Genomic DNA, 22,291 nt, shown 5'->3' with positions numbered 1-22,291 from the left:
CGGATGATGAAACTCTATTATGCGATACCGTTGGCGGCCTGTGTATTGGCTGGGTGCAGCCAGGGCGGCGCACCGGCGAATGATACAGCCATGACCAACAACGACATGGCCATGACGGGCAATGCCACGAACATGTCCGTGGGCGCGCCGCCGCCGGGCGAGATGTCCGCCACGCCGACCGACGCGACGGGCTATCTGGCCAAGGCAGGCGCCGGCGACCTGTTCGAGATCGAATCGTCCCGCGCCATCCTCGCGAAAAATCCGGACAAGCCGGTTGCCGATTTCGCAAACATGATGGTCGATGCGCATGGGCAATCCACCGCCAAGCTCAAGGCAGCGGCTGAAAAGGCTGGCCTGACCGTCACGCCGCCGGCGCTCGACGCCAACCAGCAAGCCAAGCTGGATGCCATCAAGGCTGCAGAGGGCACTGCCGCCACCACGGCTTATCTGACGGCCCAACGCGAAGCCCATGCAGCGGCGCTTGCGCTCCATCAGGGTTACGCCGCCAACGGCGACACGCCGGCGCTCAAGGCTGCTGCGGGCGAGATCGCTCCGGTCGTCCAGAAGCATATCGACATGCTGGCAAAGATGCCGGGCGCATAAGGAGGCATGGGATGGGCGAGAAATTCGCAATCGTCACGGGCGCGTCTACCGGCATCGGTTTCGAACTCGCCCATCTCATCGCGCAGGATGGCTATGACCTGCTCGTCGTCGCTGACGAGCCGCTGATCGACGCGGCCGCGCAGGACTTCAGGCGCCATGGCGGCGACGTGCGATCGCTGGAGGCCGATCTCTCAACGCTGGAAGGGGTGGACCGGCTTCTGGCCGCAGCGGAAGGCCGGAGGATCGACGTGCTTTGCGCCAATGCCGGGGTCGGCACGGGCGGACCCTTTCTGGAGCAGGATGTCGCCATGTGGCGACGGTCTGTCGACACCAATGTCACCGGCACCGTCTATCTTCTGCAGAAGGTGCTGGCCGACATGGTCGCGCGCAATGACGGCAAGATTCTCGTCACCGGCTCCATCGCGGGCTACATCCCGGGCACCTTCAATGCCGTGTACAACGCGACCAAGGCGTTCATCGACAATTTCACCGAAGCGCTGCGCAACGAGATCAAGGAGGCCGAGGGCGTTACCCTCACCACATTGATGCCCGGCCCCACGGACACCGAGTTCTTCGAGCGCGCCGGTCTGCTGGATACGCAGGTCGGCCAGCAGGACAAGGCCGATCCCGCCAAAGTCGCACGCGATGGCTGGAAGGCGCTGCTGGATGGCAAGGGGCATATCGTCTCGGGCCTCTCCAACAAGCTGCAGGTCGCCGCCGCGGGCGTCGTCCCGCAGGCCATTCTTGCCGAACAGCATCGCAAGCTGGCTGAGCCCGGCAGCGGAAAGGACTGAGCCATGGCCGACAAGAAATGGTCTCAGGATGTGACCGAACATTCGGACGCGCTCGATCTGGATGAGGGCGTCTTCAAGCAGGACGATCCGGCGAAGATCGCAGCCTCGCTCAAGCGCTCGGCGGAGCATAGCAAGCGGCGCAAGGGCACCGCGCTCCAGTCTGCGATGAGCATGCTCACCTTTTACATCAACCGCGCCGGCGACAATCTCGGCAAGGAGCAACGCCAGATCCTTGAGAAAGCCAAGGATGAGCTGCGCGAGGCTTTTGGCAAGGAGCCAAAGACTGCTGGAAAGGAGAAGGCTCATGGATAAGGATCGCGAGGCGAAGGCCAATCCTCCCAAGGACAAGGGCGAGAAGGGCAATCCAACCGAGATGCCCCATGGCCCCATGGGCGACGCCCGGCCGGACGCTGCCGAGAATGACAATCGCACCGGCGGTGGTCAGTCCCAGGAGAAGGTGGAAGACCGCCCGATGGTCGGCTCGGTCAAGCCAGAGGATTATCCCGAGCAGCAATAGTCTGTTGCGGGAGGGCGAATACATCGCCTCACTTGGTATTCTGAAGCATTTGCGTCATCATCGCGGGATGAAGATAGCACCGTGTACCATCTGCATCGTGCTTCCGCGTCATTGACGTGAGAAGCTGAAGGCGGGCGATCCAGTGATTGCCCGAGCGCGTTGTCTTGCGCCAGCGGCCGTCTCAGGCCCTCGAAGCTGGCGATCAAATCTTCAGGCCAGACCAACCATGCAAAATATATTTGAAAGCCCCTTCAAGGGCATCACGCTCGATCGTCTTGTTGCGCATCCGAACATCCGCGCGGGACGCTACAGCTATTATTCCGGCTATTATCATGGCCATGGTTTCCACGATTGCGCCCGCTTCCTGTTGCCCGATGAAGGCGCGGACAAGCTCATCATCGGCTCGTTCTGCTCCATCGGATCAGGCGCGTCCTTCATCATGGCGGGCAATCAGGGCCATCGCAGCGACTGGATCAGCAGCTTCCCCTTCTTCTGGATGCCGGACGTGCCGGCATTTGCCGGTGCGGACAATGGCTATCGGCCGGCAGGCGATACGGTCATCGGTCATGACGTGTGGATCGGGTCGGAAGCGGTGATCCTGCCCGGCATCACCATCGGGCATGGCGCGATCATCGGCACGCGCAGCGTCGTGACGAAGGACGTCGCCCCCTATGCCATCGTTGGCGGCAACCCCGCCAAGCTGATCCGGCAGCGCTTCGCCGATGCGGAGGTCGCCCGCCTGCTTGAGCTGTGCTGGTGGGACTGGAGCGATGACGACTTGCAACGCGCCATGCCCATCCTGACCAGCGGCGATATCCCGGCTCTCTCCGAACATTGGCGCACCAACATCGCTGCCGACAGATAAGGGCGGAGCCTCGAGCCGGCGCTGGCGTCAGGGACGGCGGCAGGCTAGATCACAGCTTGTCGGCGCACTGGCGCCGCGCGGTCCGCTCGGATGATGGGGGAAGGAACATGGCGGGGCTTTTTGCGGCATCCGATGGCGTGGCCCGTTGTGGCTGGTGCGCGGCATCGGAAGATTACATCGCCTATCATGACGATGAATGGGGCTATCCCGTGTCCGACGATCGGCGGCTGTTCGAGAAGCTGAGCCTTGAAGGCTTCCAGTCGGGGCTGAGCTGGCGCACGATCCTGACCAAGCGCGAGAATTTTCGGGCCGCGTTTCACGGCTTCGATTTTCATCGCGTCGCGGCCTTTGATGAGACGGATGTCGAGCGCCTGCTGCAGGATGCCGGCATCGTCCGCCACCGCGGCAAGATCGACGCGGTGATCAATAACGCGCAGCGCGTGCAGGATCTCGTGCGCGAAAGCGGCTCCTTCGCAGCCTATGTCTGGAGCTTCGAACACCGAGACGAGGTTCCACATCTCGCCTCGACGTCCCCCGCATCCATCGCCATGTCCAAGGACCTCAAGAAGCGCGGCTGGAAATTCGTTGGCCCGACCACGGTCCATGCCTTCATGCAGGCCATGGGGCTGATCAACGACCATGCCGAAGGCTGCGCGATCCGGGCGCGGGTTGCCAAGGCTCGCGCCGGGTTCCAACCCCCGCAGGGCTGACGGGCCGTGCGGGGCCGGGGCGATCAGTCCGGCGCGCGCCTGTTGGCCTCGATCGCCGAGACCTCCGGGCCATATTCGTTGATCGTCGCGCGGCGCATGTCACGCTTGTAGCGATAGCGCTCGAATGACGTCGCGCTGTGCATCGTGCAGCGATTGTCCCATACAACCATGTCGCCCGGCCGCCATTTATGCGCGTAGACATAGCGCTCCTGCGTGGCGAAGCGGTAGAGCTCGTCCAGGAAGGTGCGGGCCTCGTCTTCCGGCCACCCTTCGATGCCCACGCCGTGCCAGCCCATGTACAACGCCTTGCGGCCATTGGCCGAGGTGCGGACCAGTGGATGAGCCATGCGCGGATAATTTTTGCGCATCTCCTCATCCTCGAATTTGACGCCGTTTAGCTGCAGCGCGCGGAAGAGGTCGTGGTCGACCTTAAGGTCGGCGACCTTTGCCTTCATGTCCGCCGGCAGATCGTCATAGACGGCGCGGGTGTCGATGAACTCCGTATCGGCACCCTCCGGCGGCGTCACATAGGCCAGCAACATCGACCATTTCGTGGGCCAGGAATTGAACGGGCTGTCGGTATGGAACAGCTCGAAATCGGCCGGTTGGGCGCCATCCGGCTTGGGCTGGATGATCTCGCCCTCGGCGGTAAGATTGCTGATGTCGTAAAGCTCCGGCGCGATCCGCTTGCGCCCGGGCGGTGCCAGTTCCAGCGGCCCGAAGGACCGGGCGAAGGCGATATGATCCTCGTCCGACAGGCTGGCATTGCGGATCACGCAGACGGCATATTCCGCCATCGCTGCCTCGAAGAATTCGACGGTTTCGGGCGGGAGGGGGCCGGAGGTATCCAGATCGGTGATCTCGGCCACGAACCGGGGGTGCAGTTGGTTGATCTTCATCGCTCCGCTCAATCCTCATCCCACTCTTTTCTCAGCCCGGCGCGTGCAGGTGCTGCCTGCGCACGAAGCCATTCTTCCTCGATCTGACATGAGCGCTGGCCCTCAAAATAGTGTGTTCTTTTGCGGGACCGCTTCATGCCTGTCGTCAGGCTGCTTTCATGATGCTTTGGGACCGCAACCAATTCACAGCACTATTTTCGTCCCGCGTGCTTCGCCCAAAGGCAGGTGGACAAGAGAGGATGTCATCGACCGGACCTCGTCTGCGACACGCGAGCAATGCGGCGCAGTACCCGATCGTGCATCCCGAAACAGCCGCAAGGCCGGGAGGGTGAACATGACTGCAGGCCATCGTCTTTCATTCACGTCGCGCGCGCAATTCGCGCTTCTGCTGCTCAGCAGCGCCTCGATGCTGGGGCTGGCCCAGCCGGCCAGCGCGCAAGCTGGCTCAGCGAGCGCGGATGTCGGCGCTCAGGATAGCAATGGCGATAATGAGCGCGCAATCATCGTCACCGGCACCCGCATCGGCGGCGAAGCACCGGTCGGCACGGCGCTCGTCCAGCTGGGCAAAGAGGAGATCAGGGCAACAGGCCTCTCCAGCACTGCCGACATTCTGGGCACGGTGCCCTCCATCCTGCGTCTGGGCGGCGGCGACAATTATGCGGGTGGGCAGGCGCAGCAGGCGAACACGATCAACTCCTTCAACTTCAACAAGTCGCCCAATGTCCGCGGCCTTGGCGTTGGCGCGACGCTCAGCCTCGTGAACGGGCACCGCGTGCCGTATGAAGGCGGCAACATGAACTCGTTCGACGGGGATAATTACCCCGCGCAGATGATCCAGCGGATCGACGTGGTGCAGGACGGCGGCTCGGCCCTCTACGGCGCGGACGCGATCGCGGGGACGGTCAACTATATCCTGCGACGGCCGGAGGACACGCTTGAAGTCCACGGCGGCTATCGCAAGAATGACGGTCAGGATGGCTGGTATGTGACCGGCATCGGCGGGGTGCGCTGGGGCGAGGGCAGCGTGGGTGAGGGCGGCATTATCCTCTCCTACCAGCACTCCTATCAGACCGCCTTCGCGGCCTCGGCACGCCCGGATCTCTATAATGACGATCTCTCGCCTTATGGCGGGGCGCCCTCATCGCTTTACTCGGCGCCGGGCAATGTCGTCATCAACGGCATCTATTACGGCATCCCGGCGGGTCAGGACGGGTCGAAGCTGACTCTCGCAGATCTCAAATCCACGCCCAACTATTTCAATACCTGGAGTGGCATCGAGGTTATTCCGCAGGTTGAGGCAGACCGCTTTGCGATGAACTTCGAGCAGAATGTTACCGATTGGCTCCGTGTGTTCGCGGACGCGCTCTATGTACGGCGCGACTTCACCATTAACGGTCCCAACTCGTCGACCAGCAACCGCGTCACCAATCTTGGCCAGTTGCCGCGCATTCCCAACAGCAATCCGTTCAGCCCGTGCAACCCCAGCCATTATGCGGGCGGCGTCGTCACCGGTCCCGCCAACCTCCTCGCCGCCTGCGCGACGGGCGCGCTCTCCGTGGCCTACAGCACCGTCTACGACATCGGGTCGCCACGCCGCTTCGGCAAAACCGAAACCTGGACCTATGGCGGCGGTGTCGACATCAAGCTGCCCTATGACTGGTCGGTAACCCTGTCGGCCTTCGCCGGCACGCATGATGCGCCCTCGACCACCACGCAGACGGGCGGCGCGCCGGCGCCGGTCTTCGCGACGTTCAACTTCTTCTGCGATCCCACCGCCTTCCAGTGCACCGATCAGGCGACGGCCGATTCCATCAACGCGCGCGGCACCTCGCTCATCAACCGGACCAAATATGACATGCAGGTCTATTCGGCGACCGCGGACGGCCCGCTCTTCTCTCTCCCGGCCGGACAGGTGAAGCTGGCCGTGGGTGTCGAGCGCTATGAAGGCTCGCTGCTCAACGAGAATAATTTCGGCGGCAACAACTTCAATCCGCGCAGCGTCTCTTCGGTGTTCGGCGAATTGTTCGTGCCGGTCGTGAGCCCGGATGCGGGGAGCGGCCTCATCTACAAGCTCGAGCTCAATGGCTCGATCCGCTACGATGATTATAGCGACGCCGGCACCACGACCAATCCGCGTCTGGGCTTCAACTTCTGGCCGACGCGCGGCCTCAAGATTTTCGGCAGCTGGGGCACGTCCTTCCGTGCACCGGGCCTTGCCGATAATGATCCCTTCTCGCAGACCGGCGTTATCCCGCTGGTGACGGCGGGCAACCAGCTCTCGCCGGCGATCTGCGCAGCGTGCCAGGGCGTGCCGATGGGCGCGATCTATCAGTCGATCGGCGGCGCCAATCGCGATCTCGCGCCCGAGACCTCCGAGACCTATGCCATCGGCGTCGACTGGACACCGCCCTCGCTGCCGGGCCTCACCATGTCCGCCAAATATTGGTGGCTGAGCTATGAGGGCCAGATCACCACGCCGGCCTTCAACGTCGGCAGCGTGCCGGCGATCAACCAGCAGATCTACAACTCGCAGATCATCTACAACCCGGCCTATTTCCCGACACTGGCCGCGAACAACCCGACTGCCTTCTTTGGCGATTTCCCGACCATCAATCAGGCAAACCCTTCCTGCGCCGCAGCCTTCGGGAAGAATGTGACCACGCAGGCGGTCTACGATGCGATGATCAGCTGCTACAACACAGGCGGGGAGCGGGGCGGTCTGTTCGGTCCGCCGACGGCGCCGGGCAATGTGTTCGCGCTGGTGAGCGGCCGCCGGATCAACGCGGGCAAGACGGTCGGCCGGGGCATCGATTTCAACATCGATTACGCCTTCGATAGCAGCATGGGCCGGTTCAACCTCGGTGCGGTTGCCTCATACACGATGAGCTGGAAAGTGTCCCCGCTGCCCGGCGCTGAGCTCGTGCAGGAAGTGAACCAGCTCGGCTTCCCGCTCACCTTCCAGGCGCGCGGCCAGCTTGGTTGGCGGCGCGATATCGGGATGGGCGATCTGTTCGCCAGCACCTTCGTCAACTTCCGCAATTCCTATGAGATCGATCAGGCACAACTACCAGTCGGCGTCGACCCGTCCTATGCCAAGATTGGCTCCTACACGACGTTCGACCTGACCATCGGCTTCGACACCGGCGACCGGGGCGGCTCATGGCTGACGGACAATTTCAGCATCGTCCTCAGCATGCAGAACGTCTTCGACAAGGATCCGCCACTGGTCGTCAATCAGGCAGGCCTTGCCGGCAGCGCGATCCGCTTCGACCCGACTTATGGCAGCGCGCTGGGCCGTGTGATGCAGATCCAGGTCGGCAAACGCTTTTGACGCGGGGTTCGCTGGGCGGGGTGGCGGCCTGCATGCTGCTTGCGGCATGCACGGCCTCGTCGGGCGACGGGTCGCCGTCGTTCGCACCGCCCGTGGCTGCCGCGAGGGAGGGAAGCGTCGTGCCGGTCATGGGCCACCCTGCGCCACTGTCTCTGCTGGAAGACAAGGACCCGCGCCTGGCCCGGAACAAGCGCCTGGCGTTCGACATGTGGCGCAGCATCGTCAATGCCGGCCATGTCGAGCGGGCTGACGATCTGCTGACGGAAGGCTATATCCAGCACAGCCCGGTGCTGCCGAGCGGGCGCGCGGCCTTCAAGCAGATCTTCTCGGCCGTGCCCCGCCGCGACATCCCGGCACTGGTTTCGCCGCCGCTCGTCACGATGGTTGCAGAAGGCGATCTGGTGGTGATGGCGTTGCGGGAGGAGCTGCGCGAACCGGTCGGGTCCGGGCGCTATACCAGCACGCACTTTAACCTGTTCCGGGTGGAAGGGGATCGTCTGGCCGAGCATTGGCACTCGGTCGAGGCCCCGCCCGGACCAGATCTGCCGTCTCCAGACAAGGGCGGGCCGCAACCGGTGACGGGGGCGACCGGGCCAGCCCAGCAAGCGCTGCTCCAATCGGACGATCCGGCGCTGGCAGCCAACAAGCGGCTCGTGTTCGATGCCTGGCGCCACCTGATCGACGCGGGCGACGTGGCAACCGCCGCGCGCTATCTGCCCGACGACTTCATCGAGCATGATCCACGCGCGACGGACGGCACACCGGCGATCCTCGCTGCAGCCAAGGGTCGCACTGCGGTACCGCTTGCTCAGGCTATGCAGGCTACACTCGTCGCCATGGTCGCGAAGGGCGATCTCGTGGTCGTGGTGTCCGGCCATGAGCATCCGCACCCAAGCCGGGCAGGGGCCAGCTACATGACAACCCAGTTCAACATGTTCCGCATCGAGAAGGGGCGCCTTGCGGAGCATTGGACCGGCGCGATGAAGCCGGGAACCGTGCCCGGCCCCTATACCGATTGATGACATGCTGCGTGGAGAGACAATTTGACTGACATCGCCGCCGCGCAGCCCGATCCGGATCGCGCCGCCAGCCCCGTTTATCGCCCCCATTATTCGGACGAAGCCTGGCCCGCCGCGCGTCAGGCCTATCATGTCGCTTGGGTGCTGGCAGCCGTGCAGATGTGCGCCCAGCTCAATAACGGCGTCATGACGCTGCTGGTTGAGCCCATCAAGCGCGACCTGCAATTGACCGATATGGAGATGAGCTATCTGCTCGGCTTCTCGGTCAGCCTCTTCTACGTGCTGATCGGCATTCCTGCCGCTCGACTGGTGGACCGGCATAATCGCAAGCATCTGCTCGCCGCATCGGTCTTCCTGTGGAGCCTTGCCAGCGCAGCGTGTGGCCTTGCCCAGAATTTCTGGCAGTTCTTCGCGGCGCGCTTTGGCATCGGCGCCGGTGAATCGATCAGCGGCCCGCTCTCCTATTCGTTGATGGCCGACTATTTCCCCCCGGAAAAGCTGCCGCGCGCCATCGCGATCTACAATGTCGGCTTTCAGGGTGGCACGGCGCTCTCGCTGCTGCTTGGCGCGGTGATGATCCACCTGCTCTCCGGGATGCCGGCCATCCACCTGCCCCTGCTCGGTGCCGTGCGCGAGTGGCAGGTGGTGTGGGTGGTGACCGGCCTTGTTGGCATCCCGATCCTGCTGCTGGTCGCCACGATCGTCGAGCCCAAAAGGCGCGGGTTCAGTGCGGCGGCGGTCGTGGGGATGCAACCGCGCAAGGTCGGCCTGCGCGAGACCTTGCGCTATCTGCTTGCCCATTGGCGGCTCTACGGGCCGATGTTCCTGGGCCTCTGCTTCACCGCCATGCACATGTTCGGCACGGCGGCATGGAGCGCGGCCTTTTACGCGCGGACCTATGGATGGGCGCCGGCAAGCACGGGCCTCTACACCGGGCTTCTCAGCCTAATCCTGGCGGTTCCGGCCCTGTTCGGCGCGGTCTGGCTCAACGATCATTTCCGCAATCGCGGCCATGCCGATGCGAACATGCGGGTGCTGGCCATCGGCTTCACCGCATCGGCCCCGTTCATGATCGCAGCGCCACTCATGCCCAGCCCGTGGTTGGCGCTCGGAATGGGCGGCATCGGCACGGCCTTGATGCTGATGGCGGCGCCATCGCTCAACTCGGCCTTGCAGGTGGTGACGCCCAACGAGATTCGCGGGCAGATCACCGCGCTCTATCTGTTCACCATGACGGCGGTGGGCGGCGGGCTCGGACCGACCTACTTCGCCTTCCTCACCCAATATGTGTGGGGGGACGAGGCGCTGTTGCGCTATGCCATCGCTACCTCTGCGGCGATTTCCTTCCCGCTGGCGGCGATCACCTATTGGGCAGGGGTGAAGCCCTATCGCCGGCGCATCCTGGAGATGCGGGCCGATGGCGCGCCGCTCTGAACCGCCCACCGCATCTGCCTATTGTCGCCACTATTTTCGCGCCCGGCGCAGCGGCACTCGCTGGGGAAATCAATGGCATGCCTCTTCGGAGAGGCCGCGCCGGCCAAGCTGACACATATCAAGGGAGAGAATGATGGCGGACAAGCGTGGAACGATCGTGATCGTGCATGGCGCGTGGGTTGGCGGGTGGCGCTGGCGCAAGGTAGCCGATCTGCTGCGCGATCGCGGCCATTATGTGTTCACGCCCACGCTGACCGGGCTGGGTGAGCGCGCCCACCTCACCAGTCGCGACGTCAATCTGGCCATGCACGCGCAGGATATCGCCAATGTCATCCGCTATGAGGAGCTGGAGAATGTGCTGCTTGTCGGCCATTCCTATGGCGGCATGCCGATCTCGCAGGCGACCGAGCTGATCCCCGAGGGGGTGATCCAGTCGATCCTCTATATGGACGCTTTCATGCCCGAGAACGGCCAGTCGCTGAACGATCTGGTGCCCGGCGAACCGCACCTCCCGCCCGAGGAGGGGGATTATCTCGTGCCGCCGCCCCGGCTGCTGCTGCAGGGCTTCAATGCGCATATGGACCCTGCGTCCCGCGCGTCTTACGAGGATCGGCGCACGCCGCAGTCCGTCTACTGTTTCTCGCAAAAGGCGGAGCTGACCGGTGCCCGCGACCGCATCCCGCAAAAGACCTATGTGATCGCCACCGGCTACAAGAACGATACGTTCGCCCCCGTGGCCGAACGGTTGCGCACTCAGCCGGAATGGCGCGTGGAGGAAATGCCCTTCACCCATGATCTCCAGCACGTTGCCGTGACCGAATCTGCCGACATGATCGAATCCGCGCTGCCCTGAGGCCACTCGGCTCGGTTCAGCCTTGCAATGTAGGCACTATTTTCAAGCCGGCCGGTCCGCACACTGGCTCGAATTGAACGAAAGGCGGCCCCAGAGGCATCGCCAGATCGGTCGGATAGCCCGTCGACTGCGATACCCCGGCCGCCATGAGGAGAGAGAATCGTGAAGAATCAGGCTGCCGCAGTCGCCTCGCGCCCGACCTCGGTCGAGAGCTTCATTCGCTATTCGGAGCGCGCGGCCGATGGGGGCTGGATAGAGAAGAACGGCTCCTATTCCTTCTCGATGGAAGATCATGACGTGACCGTGCACAACGCCCGGCTTGCGGACACCTCATTCGATGCGCAGGGCTTCACCCTGGTGAAGCACGCCACGGATGTCGATTTTACGGACAAGGATGATTTCGAGCGCCGCTATTATCCCGAGGTCGCGCGGCTCGTGAAAGAGTTGACCGGCGCCAGCGAAGTGTTCGCCTTCATGGGGATTTTACGGGGCGGGGAGGATGCCAAGGGCGGCGGCCCGGCGCTGAGTGCCCATGTGGATTTCAACGGGCCCGCGCTGCAGCAGTGGATCGCGAGGCTCGCGCCCGATCGGGCCGAGGAACTGGCGGCCAAGCGCCTCGTCAACATCAATGTCTGGCGTGGCACCAAACCGGTCGAGAATTATCCGCTGGCAGTCTGCGACAGCCGCAGCGTCGAGAAGCGCGACTTCTTGAGCGTATCGCTGGGCAAGCCAGAAGGCGGCTTCCGCCAGGGCATGCCGGCCGGCCTCAACATGGCCTACAATCCCCGGCATCATTGGTATTATTATCCGGATATGCAGCCCGATGAGGCGCTGATCTTCCGCCTGTACGATACCGGTAATCCCGATTGGCAGATGACCGGCCATACCGCCTTCGAGGATCCGACCAGCCTGCCGGGTTCCCCGCGCCGGGAGAGCTTCGAGGTCAGGACCATCGCGGTGTTCGACGCATGATGGCGCAGCGCTCTCCTGTCCGCTCCGCCATCCTGCGCGTCGGATCAGCCCGAGGCTGCGCCGGCCGGGGCGCCGATGCGGAAATGGCCTTCCTCCAGCCGGGTCAGCTTCGCCTGTCCGCTCTGCTGCCAGGGGTCCTTCGCCAGTCGATCGAGCACTTCTTCGCGGCTGTCCGCCAGAAACACGAACAGCACATCCTCGGACTCGGCCAGCAGGCCCGCCATGGCGATGAAGCCCTCCTTTTCGAGCGCGCCCATATAGCCGGCGTGGTCCGCAAAGCCGGGCTGCTCATGCGCTTCCTTGCTGGGGTCCCAAAGGTCTGTTCGCTCGACCAGAGCGACGAAGGTCTTTTTCATAAGAACGCCTTTCAAGATTTTCAGACTGCATCAGTATAAGTTCAGTCTAACAATATATTCAAGCGTTACGTTGGAGAATAAATCATGAAGGTCTTTGTATTCGACTGGACCGCTTATCAAGAGAATGTTGATAAGTATCGCGAGGATGGTGTTCTTCCGCGCTTGGGTGCAAGTCATTTTGATCCACAGGCCGCCGCAAAGACTTATAAGAACCATCTCGAAGCATGGGCGGAGATGGACAAACAGGGTTTTGATGGCATTGCGATCAACGAGCATCATGGCACGCCATTCGGTCTGGGCAATTCGCCCAATCTGATGGCGGCGGCGCTGTCTCAGGTGACTGAGCGCCTGAAGATCCTCGTTTACGCCAATCTCCTGCCCATCCACGAGCCGCTGCGTCTGGCCGAAGAGATCGCCATGCTCGATTGCATGAGCAACGGACGGCTGATCTGTGGCGTGGGTCGTGGCGCACCCCGCGAATACAGGATTTTCAACGTGCCCATGGGTGAATCACGCGGTCGCTTCAATGAGGGCTTCGAGGTGATGCGGCGCGCCTGGACGCAGGACAGCTTCTCCTTCGACGGGGAGTTCTACAAGTTCGAGGACGTCTCGCTGTGGCCGCGCACCTTCCAGCAACCCCACCCGCCCATCTGGGTGCCGCTCACCGGGTCGAAGGAGTCCATCGAATGGGCTGCCGAGCATGATGCGACCATCACGCCGGGCATCTTCCGCGGGTCCATGCGCGAGGATACCATCCGCTATTTCGCCGAATGTCAGGCCCGCCATGGACGCGAGGTCCAGTCGGACAAGATCAGCATCATGGTCGACTGCTACGTGGCCGATTCCAAGGAGCAGGCCATCGAGGAATATGGCAGCCATCTGATGTATCTGTTCAACACCCTGCTGCGCTACGATCAGGTCTGGCAGTCGGATGTGCGCAAGACGAAATACTATAGCTCCACGGCGTTCGAACATCTGCGCGAGGGCGCGAAAGGCACGCTGGCCGAGGATGACACGGTGTTCAACGAGTGGACGATGGACACGGTCCGTGGCGCAGCCCAGCACATGCCGATCGGCACCGCCGACGAGATCGTCGCGCGCATCATTGACGAGTGCAACGATGCCGGCGCCAACAATGTGCTGCTGGTATGCAACCGCGGCGACATGCCCCACGACATGTACATGAATCAGGTGCGCCGTATCGGCAAGGAGGTCTTGCCCCGCCTGCAGGCGCACAATGTCACCTTCGTTCCCCATGCCGAGCGGCAGCAGGCAGCGGAATAGCAGTCGGTCAAAAAAGCAGTAGAACCGACGGACGGAATGGGGGGTGACGATGGCGACGACGACACAGCATAATCCGGCAGAGCCGGTCGCAGACGAAACGCATCCGCTGTTGCGGCCCGGCTACAAGAAATGGGCCGTGTTCGTGCTGCTGCTCGTCAGCATCTTCAACTTCGCCGATCGCGCGATCCTCGCGGTGCTCGCCCAGCCGATCAAGGAAGACCTCGGGCTCACCGATACCGACCTTGGCATTTTGCAGGGACTGGGCTTTGCGATCATGTATTCTGTGCTGGGGGTGCCGCTCGGCATGTTGGCCGAGCGCGTCAACCGGACGCGGCTGATCGCCATCTGCGTCGCCGCCTGGTCTGCCATGACGGCGGTCTGTGGCCTCGCGACGGGTTTCACGACCTTGCTTTTGGGGCGGATCGGCGTGGGCATCGGCGAAGCGGGGGTGCAACCGCCGACATCATCGCTCCTGTCCGATCATTACCAGGCTAATCGCCGCGCCTCGGTGCTGGCCGTCATCTCGCTTGGCTCGCCGTTCGGCTTTCTGCTCGGCCAGTCGCTGGGTGGTTGGGTGGCGACGCAATGGGACTGGCGCACGGCCTTTTTCGTCATGGCCGCACCGGGAATCATGGTCTCCCTGCTGGTCTGGTTCACCCTGCGAGAGCCGCCGCGTGGATTGGCGGATGGCCGCATCACCCGCGCACCCGTGCCCTCACTGGGGACAGTGCTGCGCTTCCTGTTGGCCAAGAAGACGTACATTCACTTGCTGGCGGGAGTAACCATTGCTGGTTTCACCCTCAACGCCATCGCCAACTTCGTGCTGCCCTTTTATCTGCGCAGCTTTGAGATCAATCTGGCGACGCTCGGGGTGATCTTCGGCATCGTCACCTTCACCTCCAACGGCATTGGCATGCTGCTGGGCGGGTTCGGCTTCGACTGGCTGTCGCGTCGGGATATGCGCTGGGTGCTTTGGGGCCCGGCCCTGTGCATGTCGCTGTGCGTGCCTATCTATTTCGGCGCCTTCATGAGCCGTGAGCTGTACGTCTCGCTCGCCTGCATCTTCTTCGGCAATATGGCGCTGATCACCTTCATGGCCCCCACGATGGGCACGATGCAGAACCTTGCTGGGCCGCAGATGCGCGCCATGACCGCCGCGATCACTGCGTTGGTCGGCGGCCTGCTGGGTGCCGGCCTCGGACCGACTGTCACCGGGGTGCTCAGTGACTTCTACGCTAGGCGCGCTTATGGCGCGGCTGATTTCGCGACATCTTGTCCGGGGGGCAGGGGGCCAGATGGCATCGGAACGGCTCTCGATGCCGCCTGCCTCACGGCGTCATCGACCGGTTTGCGGTACGCGCTGGTCACTGTGCTGGTGCTGTTTTTCTGGGCCGCGCTGCACTACGTCCTAGCCGCGCGGGATCTGCGCAAGGATGTCTACCGTCCGGAAGACGAGGCAGGGGTGGCGTAACGCCCGCCCGCTGCACCCGCTCAGATCGGGCGCGTCGAGCTCATGGACAGCATGACGCGAGAGGCCTCCGCCTTCGCCCAGCCCAATTGCGCATCGCTCCCCATCGGCAACCGGTCAAGGAGCATGCGCAGCAGCGCGAAATATTCGGCCTGCTTGTGCGCCGGCAGGCGCTCCAGCAGGAAGGGATGGAACCGCGCCTCATAAGCCGCGAGGCAGCGCGAGAAGAGATCGATGATCGGGCTTCTGGCCAACTTGGAGACATATTGGACCAGCGCCAGCAGATCATAGCGATCGATGGGGTCGCTGCGCTGTGCGCGGTCGAGAAGTTCCCGCAGCCGTGCTCGCTCCGCCGCACTGGCGCGGCTCACGGCCAGCGCGGGCACGAAACGGTTCAACTGGAACAGCGTCGTGCCAGCGGTCTGGGGATCGACCTGCCGGCTGATGAGGAAGGCAAGGACAAGCCGAATACTGCCGGTGCCGCGCAGATCCCGCACGATCAGGCCATTGCCCCGACCCCGGCGGCACTCGACGAGCCCGCTATCCTGCAACTGGCGGATCGCCTGACGCAGCGTGACGCGGCTGACGCTGAAGCGCTCGCACAAGTCCCATTCGGAGCCCAGCCGCTGGCCCGCATTGCCGCTCGGCAGGATTTCGGCCGCCAGCCGGCGGGCGACGAGGAGAGCAAGAGTCCGGTCGGCATCCTGACGGGACGCCTCGATGGTCGGCGGTGAAAGCGGCGCATCGCGCGCGGCCAGCCAGTCGCCGAGGCGCCGGTGAAGCCTGTCGGCCTCTTGCTGTACGGCCGCCACGTCACGGTTGGCGACGGCCTGATTGATCGCTTCGGTCTGCCGCTTGGCTTGCCCAAGCCAATCGCCGTCATGCGATTCGACGCCGGCAAACAGCATCGTCAGTTCGTTGAGGCATTGCACGAACAGCGGCAGCACGGGGTCTCCACTCATCGCCGCCAGATCGGACCGCACCCGCAAATGCCAGGCAAGGCCGCCCTCGCGTTCGTCCGGCGCGTCCAGTCGCATCCCATGGTCTGAACGATCGGCTGTGGCCGCAAGCGTTGCGAGCAGCGGGTCGACAGCTTCGCGCGCATCCAGCACCTGCTCGCACGTCACGCCGGCCAGCTGGAAGTAATTGGCGAGCTCGAGCCCGATCCGGCCCACGTCGGGCTGCGCGACCATGAAGCCGCCGCTCGGTCCGGGACGGAGCCGGCCCAGTCCGCGGCGCTCGAGCAGGGCAACCGCTTCGCGCATGGCTGCGCGTCCCACCGCATAATGCTCGCACAGCCCCCGCAGCGACCCCATCACACCACCGACAGGCAAGGGGCTGGAGGCGATATCGTCCTCGATCCTGCGGGCCAGCCGCTCAGCCAGGCGGGCGGTGCCGGCATCCTCGCTGGTGGACGCGCTATATATCTTTTCCGCTGTGTTCATGCGATCCTCTACGGACCGATTGAAACTGTCTGATCGTTGTTATGCAAGCGAAATTCAGCCAGCGACAACTATATTTTCGCTCGGAATTGTTGCCACTATTTTAGTCTGCCCAAGTCCGCCAAGCTCTGGCACACTCGTATCTGTCATACGCATGATGGAACTCAGGAAGATATCTTGAAAAGGCAGCTGCTCGGCGACCTAAGCGCCAAGGTCGTGATCTCTCCATTTCGTCGCAAGCTGCCCCCGCTGCCAGTGATGACGGTCCAAGGTCGCCTCGCGTGACCATTTCCATGCCGGTCCCCGACCCGCATATTCTGGATCGTCGCGCGGACATCGTGCGGGCGATGCAGGCGATCGTGCCGGGGGAGGGCGTCGTCTCCCATCCCGATGGCCTGCGCCCGTTCGAGACCGATGCGCTCACTGCTTATCGGCAGATGCCGCTGGCCGCGGTGCTCCCTGAGACGGTCGCGCAAGTCTCGCAGATACTGGCCTGGTGCCACGCCCATGATGTGAAAGTCGTCCCGCGTGGGGCAGGGACGTCGCTTTCGGGCGGCGCGCTGCCACTGGCCGATGGCATCCTGCTCGGCCTCTCCCGCATGAACCGCATCATCGAGATCGATTATGCCAACCGGGTCGCCGTCGTGCAGCCCGGCGTCACCAACCTTGCGATCACCAAGGCGGTAGAAGCGCAGGGCTTCTATTATGCACCGGACCCCTCCAGCCAGATCGCCTGCTCCATCGGGGGCAATGTCGCCGAGAATAGCGGCGGCGTGCACTGCCTCAAATATGGGCTGACGACCAACAATGTGCTCGGCGTCGAGATGGTGCTGATGACCGGCGAGATCATCCGCCTCGGCGGGCGCCATCTCGATGCGGCGGACCTGGATCTGCTGGGTGTGGTGACCGGATCGGAAGGGCTGCTCGGTGTTGTGACGGAAGTCACCGTCCGCATTCTCCCCAAGCCGCTGCGGGCACGGGCGATGCTGGTCGGCTTTCCGAGCATCGAGACGGCGGGGCGCTGCGTGGCGGATGTAATCGGCGCCGGCATCATTCCGGCCGGCATGGAGATGATGGACCGCGCCGCCGTCGGCGCTGCCGAAGCCTTCGTGAAGGTCGGCTATCCGCTCGATGTCGAGGCCTTGCTGATCGTCGAGATCGATGGCGTCGATGCTGAATGCGATCATCTCGCGGCGGAGATCAGCGCCATTGCGACGGCGAATTGCGCCGTGAGCCTTCAGGTCTCGCAGGATGAGACGCAGCGCCTCGCCTTCTGGGCGGGGCGCAAGGCCGCTTTTCCCGCCGTGGGCCGCCTCGCGCCGGACTATTATTGCATGGACGGCACCATTCCCCGCCGCCACCTGCCGCATGTGCTGCGACGCATCTCCGAGCTGGCCGCAGCGCATGGCCTTGCCGTCGCCAATGTCTTTCATGCCGGCGATGGCAATCTCCATCCGTTGATCCTCTACGATGCCAACCAGCCCGGCGAGCTCGACGGCGCGGAAAAGCTCGGCAATGAGATCCTTCGCCTGTGCGTCGAGGTGGGCGGCGTGCTCACAGGCGAACATGGCGTCGGAATCGAGAAGCGTGATCTGATGCCGGAGATGTTCAGCGAGACCGATCTCGCGCATCAACAGCGGGTGAAATGCGCGTTCGATCCGGCCTTGCGCCTCAACCCCGGAAAGGTCTTCCCCACCTTGCATCGCTGCGCCGAGCTGGGCCGCATGCATGTGCACAAGGGGCAGGTGCCTTTCCCCGAGCTGCCGAGATTTTGATGACCACCAATATGGTCACGCCGACCGACATCGCTGAGCTCTGCGCGATCATTCGCGATGCGGGTCGCGACGGCATGCCTGCGGAACTGCGCGGCGGCGGGACAAAGGCGGATATCGGCCAGCCGGACCGGCAGGCGTTGATCGTGGATATGTCCGCTTTTGCAGGGATCATCGATTATGATCCCGCCGAACTTGTGCTCACGGTAGGGGCTGGCACCCGCTTGTCCGAGATCGAGCTACTTCTGGCGGAGCAGGGCCAGATGCTGGCGTTCGACCCGTTCGATTACGGCCCGGTCTTCGCGCGCTCATCCGGCGCCTCGACCATCGGGGGTATCATCGCGGCCGGCGTCTCAGGCTCGCGCCGCCTCTCGGCCGGGGCGGCGCGCGATCACATGCTGGGCTTCGAGGCCGTCTCGGGGCGGGGCGAGGCCTTTATCGGCGGCGGCAAGGTGATGAAGAACGTCACTGGCTACGACCTGCCCAAGCTGATGACTGGCAACTGGGGCAGGCTGGCCGCGCTCACCAGCCTCACTGTGAAGGTCATGCCCCGCCCGCAGACATGCGCGACGCTGCTGTTGCGCGGACTGGACGACGAAGCGGCCATCGCCGCAATGGCCCGCGCCATGGGCTCCCCGGCCGAGGTCGCCTGCGCCGCGCATCTGCCCGAAGCGGGGATCACGCTGATGCGCGTCGAAGGCTTTGCGCCATCGGTGGCAGCGCGCAGCGACATGTTGCGGGCGCTGCTCGGGCAGGCGGATCTGCTCGCTGACGGTGCCGACGAGCCTTTGTGGGCAACGGTGAGGGGTGGAGGCGCCCTGCAGGGCGAGGCCGTGTTGTGGCGGATCAGCACCGCGCCGTCCCGTGGGCCGGAGGTCTTCCGGGCGCTCCAGCATCTGGGTGCGCGACGCTGCTATGACTGGGCGGGCGGCCTCGTCTGGCTGAGTTTGCCGCAAGATGCCGATCAGCACCGCGTGCGCCAGGTCATCGCGCAGACGGGCGGGCACGCGACGCTGATCCGCGCGCCAGCCGCGCTGCGCACCAGCATGTCGGCCCTCCATGTCGAAGAGCCCGGCGTCGCCGCACTCTCGGCGCGGGTGCGGGCGGCGTTTGATCCGCTGGGCATCCTGTCACCCGATCGCTTTGGAGCCGCCCATGCGCACTGATTTCACGGCCGAGCAACTGGCCGATCCGGCGATGGCAAGCAGTGAGCGCGCGATCCGCAAATGCGTCCATTGCGGCTTCTGCACCGCGACATGCCCGACCTATGTGCTGCTCGGCGATGAGCGGGATTCGCCGCGCGGGCGCATCTACATGATGCAGGATATGCTCCAGAACGAGCGCGTGCCCTCCGGCGAGACCGTGCGCCATATCGATCGCTGCCTGTCCTGCCTCTCCTGCATGACGACCTGCCCCTCGGGCGTGAACTACATGCACCTTGTCGATCATGCGCGCAGCTGGATCGCGACGCATTACAGGCGCCCCTGGCACGAGCGGCTGATGCGGCGGCTGCTGGGCGCGGTCTTGCCGCACCCGCGCCGCCTTGCCCTGGCCCTGCGCCTCGCACCGTTCGGTCGCCCCTTCGCACCGCTGCTGGCGCGCTGGCCCGTGACGCGCCCGCTGGCTGCCATGTTGCGACTGGCGCCGTCCGAACGCCCAACGGCTGCTGGGGTGCCGCCACCCGCCATCGGCAATCTGGGCCGCGTCATTCTCCTGCAAGGCTGTGCAGAGCCGGTCCTGAAGCCCAACATCCGCGCTGCCACGCACCGACTGCTATCGCGCGCCGGCTATGATGTCCTGTTCGCCAAAGGCGAGGTTTGCTGCGGCGCGCTGGTCCGGCACATGGGGCAGGACGCCGAGAGCCTGAACGCCGCGCGTCGGAATGTCGATGCCTGGACTCCTCATATGGACGCCGGCCTGAAAGCCATCATCATCACCGCCTCGGGCTGCGGCACGACGATCAAGGATTATGGCTTCATGCTGCGCGACGACCCGCTTTATGCGGAGAGGGCCGCCCGCCTATCGGCGCTGGCCTGCGATATCAGCGAGTTTCTCGCGAAAATCACGCTTCCGCGGGGACGTCCGCAGGGCATCCGCGTCGCCTATCAATCGGCCTGTTCGCTCCTGCACGGGCAGTCGGTCGACCATGAGCCGCGCGCGCTGCTGGAGCGTGCTGGTTATGAGGTCGCGACCCCCGCCGAGCCCCATTTGTGCTGCGGCTCTGCCGGGACCTACAATATCCTGCAGCCGGAAATCTCCGCACAACTGCGCGATCGCAAGGTCGCGAATCTGCGAGCCTTGCGGCCCGATGTCATCGCCACGGGCAATATCGGCTGCGCGATGCAGATCGGCAGCGCCACGAACATTCCCGTTCTGCACGTCGTTGAACTGCTGGATCGGGCGTGGGGCGGAGTGGACGCCCGCTAGAGTCCCAGACGCCCAAGCCCTTCATTCGCCGCAGCTTCGATCAGTGCGGCGCAAGCCCCATTTCTACGCCGGTTTTGTCGTGCAACGCGAAGCGGTCGACAATGTCGGCGCTGGCGCGGTTGTAGCCCACGACCTCGACCTCGCGTCCATCGCGGCGGAGTCGCGCGACGATCTTGTCGAGCGCCCCGACAGCCGAGATGTCCCAGAAATGCGCGCCGGTCACGTCGATGACGACGCGCGTCGCTGTGCCTTCCGATTGGAACGCGCGGGTGAAGCGGTCGACCGACGCGAAGAAAATCTCGCCAGTCACGCGGTAGATGGCCTGCGCGCCGTCCGCAGTTTCGTCACGCTCGACGGCGAACATGCGCTGGACCTTACCGGCGAAGAAGATGCCGGAGAGCAGCACGCCCGCCAGCACGCCAAGCGAGAGGTCATGCGTGGCGACGACCACGATGACCGTGGTCAGCATCACCACTGACGAGGTTGCAGGATGGCGGCGCAGATTGGGGATGGAGTTCCAGCTGAACGTACCAATCGAGACCATGATCATCACCGCGACCAGCGCCGGCATCGGCACCCGGCCTACGAACGGCCCGAGCACGGCCAGAAGGAAGAGGAGGAAGGCACCGGCGACGAAGGTCGAGAGGCGTCCACGGCCGCCCGACGTGACGTTGATCACCGACTGGCCGATCATCGCGCACCCGCCCATGCCGCCAAACAGCGCGGCGACGATGTTGGAGCCGCCCTGGCCGGCGCATTCGACCCGCTTGTTACTGTCCGTATCGGTCATGTCGTCGACGATCTGCGCGGTAAGCAGGGATTCCAGCAGGCCGACCGCAGCCATCGTCAGGGAATAGGGTAGGATGATCCGCAGGGTATCGAGGGTCAAGGGCACGTTGGGCAGCGCCAGGCTGGGCAGTCCCTCGGGCAGCTTGCCCATATCGCCTACCGTGTTGACCGGCAGGCCCATGCCGATGCTGATTGCGCTGAGCACGAGGATGGCGACGAGCGGCGAGGGGATGGCCTTCGTGATGCGCGGGAAGCCATAGATGATGACCAGGCCGCCGGCGACCATGGCATATGTCTGCCACCCGACATTGGTCAGCTGGGGCAACTGAGCCAGGAAGATGAGGACCGCCAGCGCGTTGACGAAGCCCGTGATGACCGAGCGGGACACGAACTGCATCACCAGATCGAGGCGCAGCAGACCCGCGATCATCTGGATAAGGCCCATCAGGATGGTGGCCGCGAAGAGATAGTCGACCCCATGCTCGCGGACGAGCGGCACGACGAGGACGGCGACAGCCGCCGTGGCCGCAGAGATCATGCCCGGGCGGCCGCCGATCAGGGCGATGGTCATGGCAATCGCGACGGACGCATAAAGGCCAACGCGCGGATCGACGCCGGCGATGATCGAAAAGCCGATCGCCTCCGGAATGAGGGCGAGAGCGACGACGACGCCCGCCAAGATGTCGCGACGGGCGGTCGGTCCGTCAGTGAACCACTGGCGGCGGTAAGATGTCAGATGAGAGGTCATGCGGATTC

Annotated in this window: 20 protein-coding genes; 16 read left to right on the top strand and 4 right to left on the bottom strand. The window is 64.0% G+C overall.

Translation table 11 applies throughout. The features are described from left to right. Positions 1–90 precede the first annotated feature (90 nt). The 6 genes from M2339_RS06520 to M2339_RS06495 all read left to right on the top strand — a co-directional run bounded on the left by M2339_RS06520 (position 91) and on the right by M2339_RS06495 (position 3,489). The gene (locus M2339_RS06520; RefSeq protein WP_264587145.1) at positions 91–603 is read left to right on the top strand and encodes a DUF4142 domain-containing protein; all 513 of its coding nucleotides are present in this window, start codon (positions 91–93) and stop codon (positions 601–603) included. A gap of 11 nt (positions 604–614) precedes the next feature. After that, positions 615–1,397, top strand: coding sequence for an SDR family NAD(P)-dependent oxidoreductase (locus M2339_RS06515; RefSeq protein ID WP_264587146.1), 783 nt, complete (start codon positions 615–617; stop codon positions 1,395–1,397). Between the two features lie 3 nt (positions 1,398–1,400). Next, positions 1,401–1,709, top strand: coding sequence for a DUF3175 domain-containing protein (locus M2339_RS06510; protein WP_264584984.1), 309 nt, complete (start codon positions 1,401–1,403; stop codon positions 1,707–1,709). Beyond that, a complete protein-coding gene (locus M2339_RS06505) occupies positions 1,702–1,914 on the top strand; it encodes a hypothetical protein (protein WP_264587147.1) in 213 nt (70 codons plus the stop codon). Before M2339_RS06510 ends, M2339_RS06505 begins: the two co-directional genes overlap by 8 nt. Positions 1,915–2,140: 226 nt before the next feature. Continuing rightward, on the top strand, positions 2,141–2,779 hold the full coding sequence (gene catB, locus M2339_RS06500; protein ID WP_264587148.1) for a type B chloramphenicol O-acetyltransferase: 639 nt from the start codon (positions 2,141–2,143) through the stop codon (positions 2,777–2,779). 107 nt (positions 2,780–2,886) lie between these two features. Then, complete coding sequence (locus M2339_RS06495; RefSeq protein WP_319801009.1) at positions 2,887–3,489, top strand: DNA-3-methyladenine glycosylase I; 603 nt, start codon at positions 2,887–2,889, stop codon at positions 3,487–3,489. A gap of 23 nt (positions 3,490–3,512) precedes the next feature. Here M2339_RS06495 and M2339_RS06490 read toward each other — a convergent pair whose 3' ends face one another. Beyond that, positions 3,513–4,388 (bottom strand): TauD/TfdA dioxygenase family protein, encoded by an 876-nt coding sequence (locus tag M2339_RS06490; RefSeq protein ID WP_264587149.1) that lies wholly within the window; start codon positions 4,386–4,388, stop codon positions 3,513–3,515. Between the two features lie 334 nt (positions 4,389–4,722). Here M2339_RS06490 and M2339_RS06485 point away from each other — a divergent pair, with 334 nt between their 5' ends. The 5 genes from M2339_RS06485 to M2339_RS06465 all read left to right on the top strand — a co-directional run bounded on the left by M2339_RS06485 (position 4,723) and on the right by M2339_RS06465 (position 11,997). Then, on the top strand, positions 4,723–7,719 hold the full coding sequence (locus M2339_RS06485; RefSeq protein WP_264587150.1) for a TonB-dependent receptor plug domain-containing protein: 2,997 nt from the start codon (positions 4,723–4,725) through the stop codon (positions 7,717–7,719). 92 nt (positions 7,720–7,811) lie between these two features. Further along, complete coding sequence (locus tag M2339_RS06480) at positions 7,812–8,738, top strand: nuclear transport factor 2 family protein (RefSeq protein ID WP_264606269.1); 927 nt, start codon at positions 7,812–7,814, stop codon at positions 8,736–8,738. Between the two features lie 24 nt (positions 8,739–8,762). Next, a complete protein-coding gene (locus tag M2339_RS06475) occupies positions 8,763–10,172 on the top strand; it encodes an MFS transporter (protein WP_264587152.1) in 1,410 nt (469 codons plus the stop codon). A gap of 133 nt (positions 10,173–10,305) precedes the next feature. Further along, positions 10,306–11,025 (top strand): alpha/beta hydrolase, encoded by a 720-nt coding sequence (locus M2339_RS06470; protein WP_264587153.1) that lies wholly within the window; start codon positions 10,306–10,308, stop codon positions 11,023–11,025. A gap of 162 nt (positions 11,026–11,187) precedes the next feature. Beyond that, positions 11,188–11,997: a CmcJ/NvfI family oxidoreductase gene (locus M2339_RS06465; protein WP_264587154.1), complete on the top strand. Its 810-nt coding sequence runs from the start codon at positions 11,188–11,190 to the stop codon at positions 11,995–11,997. Positions 11,998–12,041: 44 nt separating this feature from the next. Here the strand turns inward: M2339_RS06465 and M2339_RS06460 are convergent, their stop codons facing one another. Then, entirely contained in the window at positions 12,042–12,353 is a 312-nt protein-coding gene (locus tag M2339_RS06460; RefSeq protein WP_181559580.1) for a hypothetical protein, read from the bottom strand. 84 nt (positions 12,354–12,437) lie between these two features. On the opposite strand from M2339_RS06460, the gene M2339_RS06455 reads away from it, so the two are divergent. Together M2339_RS06455 and M2339_RS06450 are read left to right on the top strand one after the other, a co-directional pair. Beyond that, positions 12,438–13,637, top strand: a complete 1,200-nt coding sequence (locus tag M2339_RS06455) for an LLM class flavin-dependent oxidoreductase (protein WP_264587155.1) — start codon at positions 12,438–12,440, stop codon at positions 13,635–13,637. 49 nt (positions 13,638–13,686) lie between these two features. Further along, positions 13,687–15,108, top strand: coding sequence for a spinster family MFS transporter (locus tag M2339_RS06450; RefSeq protein ID WP_264587156.1), 1,422 nt, complete (start codon positions 13,687–13,689; stop codon positions 15,106–15,108). 20 nt (positions 15,109–15,128) lie between these two features. Here M2339_RS06450 and M2339_RS06445 read toward each other — a convergent pair whose 3' ends face one another. Further along, positions 15,129–16,550 (bottom strand): FadR/GntR family transcriptional regulator, encoded by a 1,422-nt coding sequence (locus tag M2339_RS06445; protein WP_264587157.1) that lies wholly within the window; start codon positions 16,548–16,550, stop codon positions 15,129–15,131. 278 nt (positions 16,551–16,828) lie between these two features. Between M2339_RS06445 and M2339_RS06440 the strand changes: the two genes are divergently transcribed. From M2339_RS06440 to glcF, 3 genes are read left to right on the top strand one after another with little or no spacing between them, the layout of a single operon-like run. Then, complete coding sequence (locus M2339_RS06440) at positions 16,829–18,322, top strand: FAD-linked oxidase C-terminal domain-containing protein (protein WP_264587158.1); 1,494 nt, start codon at positions 16,829–16,831, stop codon at positions 18,320–18,322. After that, positions 18,322–19,485, top strand: coding sequence for an FAD-binding protein (locus tag M2339_RS06435; RefSeq protein WP_264587159.1), 1,164 nt, complete (start codon positions 18,322–18,324; stop codon positions 19,483–19,485). The genes M2339_RS06440 and M2339_RS06435 overlap by 1 nt, the downstream gene beginning before the upstream one ends. After that, positions 19,475–20,746, top strand: a complete 1,272-nt coding sequence (glcF, locus tag M2339_RS06430) for a glycolate oxidase subunit GlcF (RefSeq protein WP_264587160.1) — start codon at positions 19,475–19,477, stop codon at positions 20,744–20,746. Before M2339_RS06435 ends, glcF begins: the two co-directional genes overlap by 11 nt. Before the next feature lie 40 nt (positions 20,747–20,786). Here glcF and M2339_RS06425 read toward each other — a convergent pair whose 3' ends face one another. Continuing rightward, positions 20,787–22,283 (bottom strand): SulP family inorganic anion transporter, encoded by a 1,497-nt coding sequence (locus M2339_RS06425; RefSeq protein WP_264587161.1) that lies wholly within the window; start codon positions 22,281–22,283, stop codon positions 20,787–20,789. Between the last annotated feature and the right edge of the window lie 8 nt (positions 22,284–22,291).

The sequence above is a fragment of the Sphingobium sp. B2D3C genome (assembly GCF_025961835.1).
Lineage (GTDB): Bacteria > Pseudomonadota > Alphaproteobacteria > Sphingomonadales > Sphingomonadaceae > Sphingobium.
Note: the sequence above shows the minus strand (reverse complement) of the source record. Positions and strands in the feature narration are given on the sequence as shown.